The organism is Serratia liquefaciens ATCC 27592 (assembly GCF_000422085.1).
GTDB classification, from domain to species: domain Bacteria; phylum Pseudomonadota; class Gammaproteobacteria; order Enterobacterales; family Enterobacteriaceae; genus Serratia; species Serratia liquefaciens.
This window is the reverse complement of the sequence record NC_021741.1, coordinates 1654074-1667690: the sequence shown is the minus strand read 5'-3', so window position 1 is coordinate 1667690 and position 13617 is coordinate 1654074. Positions and strand designations below refer to the sequence as shown.

The 13617-nt window shown below is 55.4% G+C and carries 16 protein-coding genes; 6 read left to right on the top strand and 10 right to left on the bottom strand.

Annotation, left to right across the window (positions count from 1 at the left end):
• The first annotated feature begins 144 nt into the window (after window positions 1–144).
• The 5 genes from artP to artJ (M495_RS07740) all read left to right on the top strand — a co-directional run bounded on the left by artP (window position 145) and on the right by artJ (M495_RS07740) (window position 3974).
• Window positions 145–873: an arginine ABC transporter ATP-binding protein ArtP gene (artP, locus tag M495_RS07760; RefSeq protein WP_020826088.1), complete on the top strand. Its 729-nt coding sequence runs from the start codon at window positions 145–147 to the stop codon at window positions 871–873.
• Window positions 874–906: 33 nt separating this feature from the next.
• Window positions 907–1638 (top strand): arginine ABC transporter substrate-binding protein, encoded by a 732-nt coding sequence (artJ, locus tag M495_RS07755; protein ID WP_020826087.1) that lies wholly within the window; start codon window positions 907–909, stop codon window positions 1636–1638.
• Between the two features lie 9 nt (window positions 1639–1647).
• A complete protein-coding gene (gene artQ / locus M495_RS07750; RefSeq protein WP_041414381.1) occupies window positions 1648–2364 on the top strand; it encodes an arginine ABC transporter permease ArtQ in 717 nt (238 codons plus the stop codon).
• Window positions 2364–3032 (top strand): arginine ABC transporter permease ArtM, encoded by a 669-nt coding sequence (gene artM / locus M495_RS07745; protein WP_020826085.1) that lies wholly within the window; start codon window positions 2364–2366, stop codon window positions 3030–3032. Before artQ ends, artM begins: the two co-directional genes overlap by 1 nt.
• A gap of 207 nt (window positions 3033–3239) precedes the next feature.
• Complete coding sequence (gene artJ / locus M495_RS07740; protein ID WP_020826084.1) at window positions 3240–3974, top strand: arginine ABC transporter substrate-binding protein; 735 nt, start codon at window positions 3240–3242, stop codon at window positions 3972–3974.
• 64 nt (window positions 3975–4038) lie between these two features.
• Here the strand turns inward: artJ (M495_RS07740) and rlmC are convergent, their stop codons facing one another.
• The 9 genes from rlmC to M495_RS07695 form a co-directional block, all read right to left on the bottom strand.
• Complete coding sequence (gene rlmC / locus M495_RS07735; protein WP_020826083.1) at window positions 4039–5166, bottom strand: 23S rRNA (uracil(747)-C(5))-methyltransferase RlmC; 1128 nt, start codon at window positions 5164–5166, stop codon at window positions 4039–4041.
• 68 nt (window positions 5167–5234) lie between these two features.
• The gene (locus M495_RS07730) at window positions 5235–5714 is read right to left on the bottom strand and encodes a YbjO family protein (protein ID WP_051150507.1); all 480 of its coding nucleotides are present in this window, start codon (window positions 5712–5714) and stop codon (window positions 5235–5237) included.
• Between the two features lie 222 nt (window positions 5715–5936).
• Entirely contained in the window at window positions 5937–6782 is an 846-nt protein-coding gene (potI, locus tag M495_RS07725; protein ID WP_020826081.1) for a putrescine ABC transporter permease PotI, read from the bottom strand.
• The gene (potH, locus tag M495_RS07720; RefSeq protein WP_020826080.1) at window positions 6779–7744 is read right to left on the bottom strand and encodes a putrescine ABC transporter permease PotH; all 966 of its coding nucleotides are present in this window, start codon (window positions 7742–7744) and stop codon (window positions 6779–6781) included. Before potH ends, potI begins: the two co-directional genes overlap by 4 nt.
• A 25-nt stretch (window positions 7745–7769) precedes the next feature.
• Window positions 7770–8903, bottom strand: a complete 1134-nt coding sequence (gene potG, locus M495_RS07715) for a putrescine ABC transporter ATP-binding subunit PotG (protein WP_020826079.1) — start codon at window positions 8901–8903, stop codon at window positions 7770–7772.
• A gap of 137 nt (window positions 8904–9040) precedes the next feature.
• Window positions 9041–10150: a spermidine/putrescine ABC transporter substrate-binding protein PotF gene (gene potF / locus M495_RS07710; protein WP_020826078.1), complete on the bottom strand. Its 1110-nt coding sequence runs from the start codon at window positions 10148–10150 to the stop codon at window positions 9041–9043.
• Between the two features lie 408 nt (window positions 10151–10558).
• On the bottom strand, window positions 10559–11038 hold the full coding sequence (locus tag M495_RS07705) for a type III secretion system chaperone family protein (protein ID WP_020826077.1): 480 nt from the start codon (window positions 11036–11038) through the stop codon (window positions 10559–10561).
• 161 nt (window positions 11039–11199) lie between these two features.
• Window positions 11200–12102 (bottom strand): 30S ribosomal protein S6--L-glutamate ligase, encoded by a 903-nt coding sequence (gene rimK / locus M495_RS07700; protein WP_020826076.1) that lies wholly within the window; start codon window positions 12100–12102, stop codon window positions 11200–11202.
• Window positions 12103–12158: 56 nt separating this feature from the next.
• The gene (locus M495_RS07695; RefSeq protein ID WP_020826075.1) at window positions 12159–12464 is read right to left on the bottom strand and encodes a YbjC family protein; all 306 of its coding nucleotides are present in this window, start codon (window positions 12462–12464) and stop codon (window positions 12159–12161) included.
• 242 nt (window positions 12465–12706) lie between these two features.
• Here M495_RS07695 and M495_RS07690 point away from each other — a divergent pair, with 242 nt between their 5' ends.
• Window positions 12707–12970, top strand: a complete 264-nt coding sequence (locus M495_RS07690; RefSeq protein WP_012006074.1) for a GrxA family glutaredoxin — start codon at window positions 12707–12709, stop codon at window positions 12968–12970.
• A gap of 43 nt (window positions 12971–13013) precedes the next feature.
• On the opposite strand, the gene M495_RS07685 is transcribed toward M495_RS07690, so the two are convergent.
• Entirely contained in the window at window positions 13014–13403 is a 390-nt protein-coding gene (locus M495_RS07685) for an inner membrane protein YbjM (protein WP_020826074.1), read from the bottom strand.
• Window positions 13404–13617: the final 214 nt, after the last annotated feature.

Genomic DNA, 13617 nt, shown 5'->3' with positions numbered 1-13617 from the left:
CCCCCCTTCGAACCTGACTCGCGGTATCTTGTGCTATTCTTTTACTATCCTGCCGCGCAGTAATAAATTTTAACGCACAAAGATTGCATAAGTATTCTGTGGAAGTTAACATTCGCGGCATCAATATCTATTCAATTCTGGCGCATGAGCATTCAACTTAACGGTATCAACTGCTATTACGGCGCACATCAGGCGCTGTTTGACATCACGCTGGATTGCCCAGCAGGGGAAACTTTAGTGCTGCTGGGTCCAAGCGGCGCGGGGAAAAGTTCATTGCTGCGGGTGTTGAACCTGCTGGAAATGCCGCGCTCGGGTCAGTTGCAGATCGCCGGCAATCAATTCGACTTCAAGCAGGCCCCTGGCGAGAAAGCCATTCGTGAGCTGCGTCAGAACGTCGGCATGGTATTCCAACAATATAATCTCTGGCCTCACCTTACCGTGGTGCAAAACCTGATCGAAGCGCCGTGTCGTGTGCTTGGCCTGACCAAGGCTCAGGCGATGGAGCGTGCCGACAAGTTGCTGAAGCGTTTGCGCCTGACCGATTTTGCCGACCGTTTCCCGCTGCACCTTTCCGGCGGCCAGCAGCAACGCGTGGCCATTGCCCGTGCGCTGATGATGGAGCCGCAGGTGCTGCTGTTCGACGAACCAACCGCCGCGCTGGATCCTGAAATCACCGCCCAAATCGTCAGTATAATTCGCGAGCTGGCTGGCACTGGGATCACCCAGGTGATCGTCACCCACGAAGTGGAAGTGGCGCGCAAAACCGCCAGCCGCGTGGTCTACATGGAAAACGGCCACGTAGTGGAACAAGGCGATGCCAGCCACTTTGCGCAGCCGCAGACCACCGAGTTTGCCAATTACTTATCACACTAACAATTTTACTTGCTGTAATTTGGGGAGTTTGCGATGAAAAAACTAATAATCGCCGCCGTTCTGGCTGGCATCAGCGTTTCCGCCTCTGCAGCCGAAACGATCCGTTTCGCTACCGAAGCTTCTTATCCTCCGTTTGAATTTATTGACGCCGGCAACAAGATCCAGGGGTTTGACGTCGATCTGGCCAATGCCCTGTGTAAAGAGATGCAGGCCGAGTGCAGCTTCACCAATCAGGCTTTTGACAGCCTGATCCCGAGCCTGAAGTTCAAGCGCTTTGACGCGGTCATGGCCGGTATGGACATCACGCCTGAACGTGAAAAACAGGTGCTGTTTACCAAACCGTATTACGACAACTCCGCGCTGTTTGTCGCCCAGAAGGGCAAAGTTGCCGACGTAGCGGCGCTGAAAGGCAAAAAAGTGGGCGTGCAGAACGGTACGACACACCAGAAATACCTGACCGATAAGCACCCTGAAATCACCACCGTGCCTTACGACAGCTATCAGAACGCCATTTTGGATCTGAAGAATGGCCGCGTTGACGCGGTATTTGGTGACACCGCAGTGGTCAACGAATGGCTGAAACAGAATGCCGCTCTGGCCGCGGTAGGCGATAAGGTGACCGACAAAGACTACTTCGGTACCGGACTGGGCATTGCCGTTCGCCAGAAAAACACCGATCTGCAGGGCAAGTTCAATGCCGCCCTCGACAAGATCAAACAGGATGGGACTTACGAAACCATCTACAAAAAATGGTTCCAGCAGTAATCTATCCCCATGAATGAAATTCAACCTCTAGCAAGCGCCGCCGGGATGACCGTCGGCCTTGCCGTTTGTGCCCTTATCCTCGGGTTGATCCTGGCGATGCTGTTTGCCGTCTGGGAGTCATCGCGCTGGAAAGTGGTCAGCTGGCTCGGCACCGCCTGGGTTACGCTGTTGCGCGGCCTGCCGGAAATTCTGGTGGTGCTGTTCATCTATTTCGGCTCATCGCAGCTGCTGTTGATGCTGTCCGACGGCTTCACCCTGAACTTTGGCCTGTTCCAACTGCCCGTCCAGCTGGCGATTGATAATTTTGAAGTCAGCCCGTTCCTGTGTGGCGTAATTGCCCTCGCCCTGCTCTATTCCGCCTATGCGTCACAAACATTGCGCGGGGCACTCAAAGCGGTGCCACAGGGGCAATGGGAATCCGGCCAGGCACTGGGGATGAGTACCGCAGCGATTTTCTTTCGCCTGATCATGCCGCAGATGTGGCGCCACGCCCTACCAGGGCTGGGCAACCAGTGGCTGGTTTTACTGAAGGATACCGCGCTGGTGTCGCTGATCAGCGTTAACGATCTGATGCTGCAGACCAAGAGCATCGCCACTCGCACCCAGGAGCCTTTTACCTGGTATGTGATCGCGGCGGCCATCTATTTGGTGGTGACCCTGTTCAGCCAGTACATCATCAAACGCATTGAACTGCGCACCACGCGTTTTGAGCGGGGGCCAGCCTGATGTTTGAGTTCTTGCCGGAAATTATCAAAGGGCTGCACACCAGTCTGACGCTGACCGTTACCGCGCTGATCGTGGCACTGCTGCTGTCATTGGTGCTGACGGTGATCCTGACGCTGAAAACGCCGATCCTGACGCCGCTGGTGAAAATCTATATCACCCTGTTCACCGGTACGCCGCTGCTGGTGCAGATCTTCCTGATCTACTACGGCCCCGGCCAGTTCCCGGCGATCCGCGAATATCCGTGGTTGTGGGATCTGCTGTCGCAGCCGTGGCTGTGTGCGATGATCGCATTGGCGCTGAACAGCGCGGCCTACACTACCCAGCTGTTTTACGGTGCGGTGCGGGCGATCCCCGCCGGTCAGTGGCAATCTTGCGAAGCGCTTGGCATGTCGCGTGCCCAGTCGTTGCGTATCCTGCTGCCCTTTGCCTTCAAGCGTGCACTGTCGTCTTACTCCAACGAAGTGGTGTTGGTGTTCAAGAGCACCTCGCTGGCCTACACCATTACCCTGATGGAAGTGATGGGATACAGCCAGCTGATGTATGGCCGTACCTACGACGTGATGGTGTTTGGTGCTGCCGGGTTGGTCTATCTGTGCGTCAACGGCCTGCTGACGTTGTTGATGCGCGTGGTCGAGCGTCGGGCGCTGGCATTCGAGCGCCGCAACTGAGCCCGCCCCCTCAGGTCTCGGAGCCCTGCCATCGTGCAGGGCTTTTTTATTTTCGCCGTAATTTTTTAATCATTTATATTGCATATTAATGCATTAAATGTCAGGGTAAACGTCGATAAACAGCCGCCTAAACCTTTGGGTTATTGTCAGTAAAATCAAGCGGTGAAGAGATAAAAACACGCAGACTTGCAGACAGGAGCTTTACGCATGAAAAAACTATTACTTGCCGCTACGGTATTGGCGGGCATCGCCTTCAACGCCAGTGCAGCTGAGACCATTCGCTTCGCCTCTTCCGCCACCTATCCACCCTTCGAATCGCTGGATGCCAGCAACAAGATTGTCGGGTTTGATATCGATCTGGCTACCGCGCTGTGCAAGCAAATGAAAGCCGAATGCACCTTTACCAACCAGGCGTTCGACAGCCTGATCGCCGCCCTGAAATTCAAAAAATACGACGCGGTGATTTCCGGTATGGACATCACGCCAGAGCGCAGCAAGCAGGTTTCCTTTACCCAGCCTTACTACGCCAACTCGGCAATCGTCATCGCGCAGAAAGGCAAATTCAGCTCGCTGGCGGATCTGAAAGGCAAAAAGATCGGCATGGAGAACGGCACCACCCATCAAAAATACATGCAGGATAAGCACCCGGAGATTAATACCGTCTCTTACGACAGCTACCAGAACGCCATTCTCGAACTGAAAAATGGCCGTATTGACGGCGTGTTCGGTGATACCGCGGTGGTCAACGAGTGGCTGAAGAATAACCCGCAATTGGCGCCGGTCGGCGAGCACGTTACCGATGCTCAATACTTCGGTACTGGCCTGGGCATTGCTGTGCGTCCGGACAACCAGGCGCTGCTGGCCAAGCTGAATGCCGCTCTGGACGCCATCAAGGCTAACGGCACCTACAAAGCCATCAACGACAAGTGGTTCCCGCAGTAAGTCTCTCCAGGGCGTGGTTATGCACGCCCTATTTCAAACTGTATGCTTATTGCCCAAAACGCCTTTAGTGGCGTACCAGCAGAGTCAGCACTTCGTAATGGGCGGTATGAGGGAACATATCAAACAGTTGCACGCGTTCAATGCGGTAATCCGGCAACATCCCAATGTCTTTCGCCATCGTCTCGGCGTTACAACTCGAATAGAGAATATAGCCGGGCGCCATCTGATTCAGATAGTCGCACAAATCCTTGCCGATGCCGCGCCGTGGCGGATTAACCAGCACTAATTGGGGGACGCTACCCTCAGCGGTGGCAAATTTCGTGGAATCCAGCGCCTGGAAGTTAACCTGTTGCAGACCGAGCGTTTTCGCTGACTGACGCGCACAGGCAATCGCCTCGGCGCTGATCTCAATACCGGTCAGGCGGGTATCCGTCTGCGCACAGTGCAGGCCAAATCCCCCCACACCGCAGAACAGGTCCCACATGCTTTCAATACCCAATGCACGAACCCAGTCACGAGCGGTAGCGTACAGTTCCGCCGCCACCTTTGGGTTGGTCTGGAAAAAACTTTGTGGGCGGATATACAACGGCACCTGATTAAATTGCTCTTCCAGCGCCTGCTGTTCGGTCAGTGGGATCTCCAGCTCTCCTTCCATAATCGCCATATGCACCGGCTGAATATTGGCGGAGATCACCCTGAGTTGTGGCAATTGCTGCTGTAACCACGGCAACGCCGCCCGCAGCTGTGCCAATTTACTCTCCGAGCGCAGTACAAAGCGCAGCATCACGCCGCCGCTGTAGGTGCTTTCGGTCAACAGCAGATACTTCAGTTCCCCGCGCTTACGCGCCACGTTATAGGGCGTCAAACCGGCGCGGGCGATAAAACTTTTCAACACCGCGAACATGGGCGCAAAACTGGCGGGATACAGTGGACAGCCACTCAGATCAACCGGCGTGCCATCGCGGTGCAGCATGCCGAGCAACGGGCGCTCTACGCTGCCGCTGACCACCATTTTGGCCTTATTGCGAAATGCGCTCTGCTCGCCGGCAATCGGCGCCAGCCAATGCGCGACGTCGCGTTCGGCCAGCAGGGATTGCAGGTGATGCTGTTTGTCTGTCAGCTGCTGCGGGTAAGGTTTTTCCAGCCACTGACAAGAACGGCAGGTGCCCGCCGTATACAAGGCGCAATGCATTAAGTTGACTCTGAGTTCGGGGTGAATAATTAAGGGCGCAGAGTTTATCACTCTACGCCCTTAAAATCTCAATTGCGCGCGGCGAAATAGCGGCGGCTAGTGGCAGGAACGAACAATAAGGCCAGGATGACGACATCGGGGATTTTCTGCAGGATTAACACGTGCAGAATTTGGCCGCTGGTCTCGCCCTCCACGGTAAAGACTTCGGGCAAAAAGCTGCCGATGGTCGCCAACAGCAAATAACCGACCACCGCACACTGACAGGCCACATAGATCCAACGCCCCCAATTGCGACCGCGCATTACCGCAAAACCGCAGCTGATTTGCAGGCACAGCAGCACCAGACCAGCCAAAAATATCAGGGTGGAATCCCAGGCCTGGGCGCTGGTGCTGACAAACTCCTGAGCGCCATCAACGCCCAGTTCACCCAACAGCAACAGCACGCTGATGCATTTGATAGCCACCATCGCCGTACCGGCCACCATCACCGGTACTGGCGCATCTGAAGTCGTTCTCATTCCCTGCCTGCTGTTCAGCATGTCTGCCATGTCCATGTTCCGCAACGAAAACGCCGTCTATACCCTCATCTTTCAAGTCGCAGCGTTGTTACCTGCGCTCGCACCCCAGTTACTTACTTAAGTGCTTGGTGAAGAGCGAGCTGGCCGCCTGGCTGTAACTCTAAAGCTGTAGGGTATATTCAAACGAGATATATAAAGTCAGGTAATCAATTGCAATACCAATAATTGCAAAAATAGCAGGTTTAATCAGACTCAGCTACGGGCGGCCTTTTGTAATTCGCGCGATCGCTGTTTTTCCGAGCGAGCCATAAACCACCAGGCGATCAGACCGATAATCCCCACCACCAGCAGGATCAAACTGGCCAGGGCGTTGATTTCCGGATTAACCCCCATACGCACGCTGGAGAACACCAGCATCGGCAAGGTGGTCGCGCCCGGCCCGGCGACGAAGCTGGCAATCACCAGGTCATCCAGCGACAGTGTGAATGCCAACATCCAGCCGGCAACCAGCGCCGGTGCAATCATTGGCAACGTGATCACGAAAAACACCTTCAACGGCGTCGCGCCCAAATCCATCGCGGCCTCTTCGATCGAGCGATCCAATTCACGCAGGCGCGAACTGATCACCACTGAAACGTAGGCAGTACAGAAGGTGACGTGCGCCAGCCAGATGGTGAACATGCCGCGTTCCGACGGCCAACCCAACGTATGCCCCATCGCCACAAACAGCAGCAACAGCGATAGACCGGTAATCACATCCGGCATAACCAGCGGTGCAGTCAGCATAAAGGCAAAGCCGGTTGAACCACGAAAACGGCCAAAACGCACCATCACCACCGCAGCAATCGCACCAAGCACTACGGCGGCGGTCGCTGAAGCGGCAGCAATGGTCAGGCTGAGCCCGACGGCGCTGATCATCGCCGAATCATGGAATAACGCGGTATACCAACGCGTCGACCAACCCGCCCACACCGTCACCAGTTTTGAACTGTTGAACGAGTAAATCACCAGCATCAGCATCGGCGCATACAGGAAGGTGAAACCAAGCACCAAAATAGCGATACGCCACGGTGAGCGCACTACCGGCAAGTTGTTCATCCCTGCCCCCCCATTTCCTTGTTCTGGTGCTTGTGGAACCAGATAATCGGCAAAATCAACAGCAGCAGCATCACTGTGGCAACCGCCGAAGCTACCGGCCAATCGCGGTTATTGAAGAATTCCTGCCACAGTACCCGGCCAATCATAATACTGTCAGGCCCGCCCAGCAGTTCCGGGATCACGAACTCGCCGACCGCCGGGATAAACACCAGCATCGAGCCGGCAATGATACCGCCACGGGTCAGCGGCACAATCACGCTGAAGAAGGTTTTCAGCGGTTTGGCGCCCAGATCCAGCGAGGCCTCCACCAGCGAATAATCCAGCCGCGTCAAGGCGGTATAAATCGGCAGCACCATAAACGGCAGGTAGGAGTAAACCACGCCGATATAGACCGCCAGATTGGTATGCAGGATCACCAGCGGCTGATCGATAACCCCAAGCCACAGCAGGAAATTGTTAAGGATGCCGTTGTTTTTCAATATGCCCATCCAGGCATAAACGCGGATCAAAAATGAGGTCCACGACGGCAGGATCACCAACAGCAGCAAAATATTGCGGGTTGATGCTTTGCTGTGCGCCACTGCCCAGGCCAACGGATAACCAATGATCAGGCAACACACCGTTGACACCGCCGCCACCTGCAGCGACTGCAGATAGGCGTCCAGATACAGCGGATCGTCGGTCAGTTGCAGGTAATTGGCAAAGTTGAGCGCGATGTCCAACTTGCCGTCAGCCCAACTCATCAGGTCAGTGTAGGGCGGGACCGCCAGCGCCAGCTCCGCCAGGCTGATCTTGAACACAATCAGGAACGGTAGCAGGAACAGCAACGTCAGCCACAGCAGCGGCACCGCAATCACCAGTTTGCGGCCGTGGGCCATTTGCAGGCGCTGGAAAAAGGCTTTCAGCGGGCCGGGCCCGTTGGCCGGCGGTTCCGGCGGCGTGCGTTCAGCAAGCATTGTCATAATGATTATTCCTCACCTTCGCCATTCACACCGTTAACACGACACAGCTGTCGGCTTCCCAACACAGCCGCACTTCGTCGCCCCAGGTCGGCATCCCTTTGCGGAAACGGTGACCGTTTTGCAATTGGGCGCTGAGCATCTGGCCGCTGAGCAGCTTCACGTGGTAGATCGACAAATCGCCGAGATAGGCAATGTGCACCACCTCCCCCACGGCAAAGTTGCAGCCATCTTCCGGGATCTCTTCGCACAGCATGATTTTTTCCGGTCGCAACGCAACCTGGATCGGCACCCCGTCCACCACCGAGGCGTCGGAGTCTACCTTGATCGCATGACGCAAACCGGGGCTTTGCAGGATCAGAGCATCGTCCTGACGCTCTTGCAGCACGCAGTCAAATACGTTGACCGAACCGATAAACTCGGCGCTGAAACGGCTGTTCGGGTGTTCGTAGATCTCTTCCGGCTCGCCGATCTGCACAAACTTGCCGCGATTCATGATGGCGATACGGCCTGCCATGGTCATCGCCTCTTCCTGATCGTGGGTGACCATCACGCAGGTCACGCCGACGCGCTCAAGAATGTCCGTCACTTCCAGTTGCATACGGTCACGCAGTTTTTTATCCAGCGCACCCATCGGTTCATCCAGCAGCAGCAGCTTTGGCCGCTTGGCAAGGCTGCGCGCCAGCGCCACACGCTGGCGTTGGCCGCCAGAAAGCTGGTGCGGCTTGCGTTTGGCAAACTCCTGCATATGGACCAGCGACAGCATTTCCGCTACCCGCTCGGTGATTTCCCCACGCGGCATCTTGTCCTGTTTCAGGCCGAAGGCGATGTTTTGCTCCACCGTCATGTGCGGGAACAGGGCGTAGGACTGGAACATCATGTTAATCGGCCGCTGGTATGGCGGCACGTGCGACATGTCTTGCCCATCGAGTACGATTTGCCCTTCCGTCGGCTGTTCAAAACCGGCCAGCATGCGCAACAGCGTCGACTTGCCGCAGCCGGAGGGGCCCAGCAGGGCAAATATTTCGCCTTTGTAGATGGTCAGGCTAACGTCTTCGACCGCATTTTGGCCGTCAAAGGTTTTGGTGAGGTTACGGATTTCCAGCAGAGGGGTGAAGACCTTCTGCGACTTGGCTTGAGGACGAGGGATAGCGTCGTTCAATCGGGGTGCTCTCCGGTGCAAACAGTACAAAAAACCACGGCGATTGCCATGGCCCAAAATGGCAATGCAGGCGGGTAGCCCCGCCTGCTGGTCAAGACAACACTGAAAGCCGGGCCCGGCATTTTGGGCCCTGAGTACTAGCGTCCGCTTTTAACTTTAGTCCAGGCGCGGGTAATCACACGATCCAACTTCGGCGATTGCACGTTCAGCGTGAACAGCTTGGCACGCAGATCGGCCGGCGGGTAGACGTTCGGATTATCACGCACTTCCGCTTTCACCAGCGGAGTGGAGTCCTTCACCGCGTTGGCGTAATAGACGTAGTTGCTGATGCCGGCCATCACATCAGGCTTCATCAGGAAGTTCAGGAACTGGTAGGCGGCGTCCTTGTTTTTGGCATCTGCCGGCATGGCAAACATGTCAAAATAGGTCAGCGCCCCTTCTTTAGGAATGGCATAGGCCACGTTCACGCCGTTCTTCGCCTCTTTGGCGCGGTTGGCCGCCTGCATCACATCACCGGACCAGCCTATCGCTACGCAGATATCGCCGTTCGCCAGGTCATTGATGTATTGGGAAGAGTGGAAGTAACGGATGTTCGGCCGCAGCTTAAGCAGCAGATCGTTGGCCGCACCGGTGTAATCCGCTGCGTTGGTGCTGTTGGGATCCTTGCCCAGGTAGTGCAGTACGGTAGCGTAAACCTCGCTCGGCGCATCCAGGAAGGAAACACCACAGCTTTTAAGCTTCTCGAGGTTCTCTGGCTTGAGGATCAGATCCCAGCTGTCGACCGGCGCATCTTTGCCCAGTACCGCCTTCACCTTGTCGACGTTATAGCCGATGCCGGTGGTCACCATCAGGTAAGGGATACCGTACTTGTTGTCCTTGTCATTGTGTGCCACCAACTGCAGCATTTCGGGATCAAGGTTTTTGTAGTTCGGCATCTTGCTCTTGTCGAGGGGCTCGAAAATACCGGCCTTCGACTGGCGCTCAAGGAAGTTGGATGAAGGCACTACCAGATCATAACCGGTGCTGCCCGCCATCAGTTTGCCTTCCAACACTTCATTGGAGTCAAAGACGTCGTACACCACTTTAATGCCGGTTTCTTTCTGGAATTTGGCTAAGGTGTCCGGCGCAATATAGTCGGACCAGTTATAGACGTGCAGCGTTTTTTCCTCGGCTGACGCCGTGACGGACGCGGCCATCAGCAGGCCGGCAACAACACCCGATAACCACTTTTTACGTTGGGTGACCATCCGTAACTTCCTCCAAAACAGGGGTGAATCATAGAATTGAACTTGTATCGCAAACTGATACAAAACCTTTCCTGATCGAGCGCAATCGTTGCAACCGCGGATTGAATAGCTATGCAGTTGATTGCAGACACCTTTTTCAACTGCCCAGCCCGCATGGTCACCTGGGGAATCGCAAGCCCTTAGCAGAATCAGCAGCATAACCGCTGTTGCCAAAACGCACCAGCCTCCGGGGGCAAAAACGGCTTTTATCGATTTTTTATGCAGTTTCTCTCTATGTGATACGCCATTAATGGCATAAACGGCGAGAAATATCGGGCAAAATAGGGTAAAACGCAGAATATATTATCGTGGAAGGGAATAACGGCAGCATGCCGCCAGAAAGGCGACATGCATAATCTACAGCGGGGATCAGTGCAACATTGGCAGGCGTTCGGCGCTAGCCGGGTTCTCTTCTTCGTCACCCATAAACAGCAGATCGTTCGCCCGCGCCTCGAGGATCACCATGGAGATCTGCTCTTCGCCCTGCTGCATAAAGTGCGTGAACTGTTCCAGCGTGACGCCCACGGCGATACTTAGCGACTGACAGACGATCAGCTTCGGCAGGTTATCGTCCTGGATATCGACAAAGGCTTTGATGGTCAGCGAACTGGCGTTAATCTGGCTGAGATCGGCCACCAGAGGGATCAGCGCGGTCGGCTTCACCTCTGCCAGGGCGGAAAACAGAATAACGTTGTCCACCAGATCGAGTTTGGCGTCAAATACGCCGTCGAAGTTTTGCATGTGCGGCAGGTGCAGCGCCTGACAGGAATCGCACTCAAAGAATGAAATGCCCGATTGATCCAGCCAGCGTCGCAACAACGCCAAATCAGGGACAATGAGTGAATCCATAATACCAGCCTCACAATATTCAAAACGCGAAAAGGCGCATAGCTTACGGAATATTCCCCCGCGATGCCACGATCAATGCGGCTTAATTCGCTATTTGGGCAAATATCGCCGGGAAAAAACCGCAAAGCTGGCGATTGCAAAGCCGATTTTGGTCGGCGACATCAGCCGCCCGACTTGAGACGAAATCCCGCTCTGGCGCGCGGCTCGATATACTCGATCATCATGCCGGCAATATCCAATCCCGTGGTGGTTTCCACCCCTTCAAGCCCCGGTGAGGCGTTCACTTCCATCACCAGCGGGCCGCGAGTCGCTCGCAAAATATCTACCCCGGCGACGTCCAGTCCCAGCGTGGTGGCCGCCTTAACCGCAATAGCTCGCTCTTTGGCGGTGATGCTCACTTTGCGGGCGGTACCGCCACGGTGCAGATTGGACCGGAACTCCCCGGGCTTGGCCTGACGCTCAATCGCGGCCACTACCTTGCCGCCGACCACCAGACAACGCACGTCACTGCCCTGTGCCTCGCGAATATATTCCTGCACCAGGATATGGGCGTTAAGGCCGCGAAAGGCGTCAATCACGCTTTCCGCCGCCTGGCGGGTTTCCGCCAACACCACGCCGATACCCTGCGTCCCCTCCACCAGTTTCACCACCAGTGGCGCACCGCCGACCAGCTCAATCAAATCACCGGTATCGTCCGGCGAATGGGCGAAACCGGTGATTGGCAGATCGATCCCCTGGCGTGCCAGCAACTGCAGCGAACGCAGTTTGTCGCGTGCACGGGTGATCGCCACCGACTCATTCAGCGGGTAACTGCCCAGCAGCTCAAACTGGCGCAGTACGGCGGTACCATAAAAGGTGATGGCGGAGCCGATGCGCGGGATCACCGCATCGTAGCGTTCCAACTGACGGCCGCGATAGTGAATGGTCGGCGCGGCCGGGTTAATGTTCATATAGCAAGAAAGCGGATCGATAATATCCACGCTGTGGCCGCGCTGCTCTGCCGCCTCCACCAAACGCTTGCATGAGTACAGCGTTCCATCGCGCGAAAGAATGGCAATTTTCACTCGTCACCCCAAAAAGGCAATCACCTGCCAGGCAGGCCTGCACCGACGGCCGTCACTCAGGCGCGCGGCTCACTGTCGTTTTTATCGACCGGCGAATGAGGCTTATGCCGATCGTTCTGCGGCGGCTGACCGCCGCGCATTAGCGGGCCAAATCCTTGCACCACGCGCCAAACCAAAAAAGCCGCCGCCGGGACCATCAGCGCCACGCCGAGGAAAATCATGCCCACCGCTGCCTGCTGGGAAGCCAACCAGCCCGGCAATTGAACGTGACCGTGAATGCTCAGATAAGCCAGCACTAATGACAGCATGCCCAGGCCTTCCAAAACCAACACCGTACGGGGTAAGTCACCGAATGAACGCATATTTTTCTTCTCCAGAAGCTCTGCCTCCAGTGTAGTGAATTCCCCCCGATGGCGACAGCCCCGGCGGCTTAATCGGTTAGATGAATCAGATTAACAGGTAATTCCTGCTTTTTTTTCGCTGACCCAACGGGCATAGTAGGCGCCATCAATGCGGGTAATGCTCAACCTTAAGTCTTTTTTGACTGACAGAATGTCATTGCAGTTGCGATTAAATTATTGAATATCAATCTAAGGAGTGTTGCATGTTTGCAGTTATCTTCGGGCGCCCAGGCTGTCCTTATTGTGTCCGTGCGAAAGAGTTGGCGGAAAAACTGACTGAAGAACGTGACGATTTCAACTTCCGTTATGTTGATATCCACGCTGAAGGCATCACCAAAGCCGATCTGGAAAAAACCGTTGGCAAACCGGTAGAAACCGTTCCGCAGATCTTCCTCGATGAGAAACACATCGGCGGCTGCACCGATTTCGAAGCTTATGCCAAAGAAAACCTGAACCTGTTCCAGTAAGTTTCAGGCAACAACGACAAAAAGGCGCTCAGAGCGCCTTTTTTTATTGCCGTTCACGGCGGTGACATTGCAGATAAGCCTGCAACAAGCCGCCGATAAACAGCGCCAGCAGCGCGCCAAACATGCACCAGAATACCGCGCTGGTGGCGTAAGCCAATTCCTGCCAGAACGAATAAGAGGGTGTTAACCAAAAGTGGCGGATGATCAGGCACAGCGGCAGTGCATAGAGCGCGCCCAGTAACGGGCAGAGAATGCGTTTTTTACTCGACAGATAACTGGCAACCACGCCGGGTATCACGAACAGCAACAGGCCGGTCTCCCCCCGATGCTCATGATCGGTACTGCCAAAGACTCCGCTCTGCTGGCCAAGATACACCAGGCTGAACAGTAGGAAACAGCTCAAAATACTCCACCAATACCGTTCGCTCGCCATACCCTACTCCCCCTTAATCTGTTACCACACCGTAGAAATCAGCCGTGTCACAAAGCCGGTGACGCCTTGCCGAAGAACGGCAACGCTGAACTGAACTTTTTCCTTGGCTACTAAAAGAGAGCTACCCCGCTAAATTTCAGGCTGCGTATCCTCGGCCCCGGCGGCTATGCCGTTGGGCAGAGCACGTCTCTGGCTGCAGACGACGGCGTTGCGG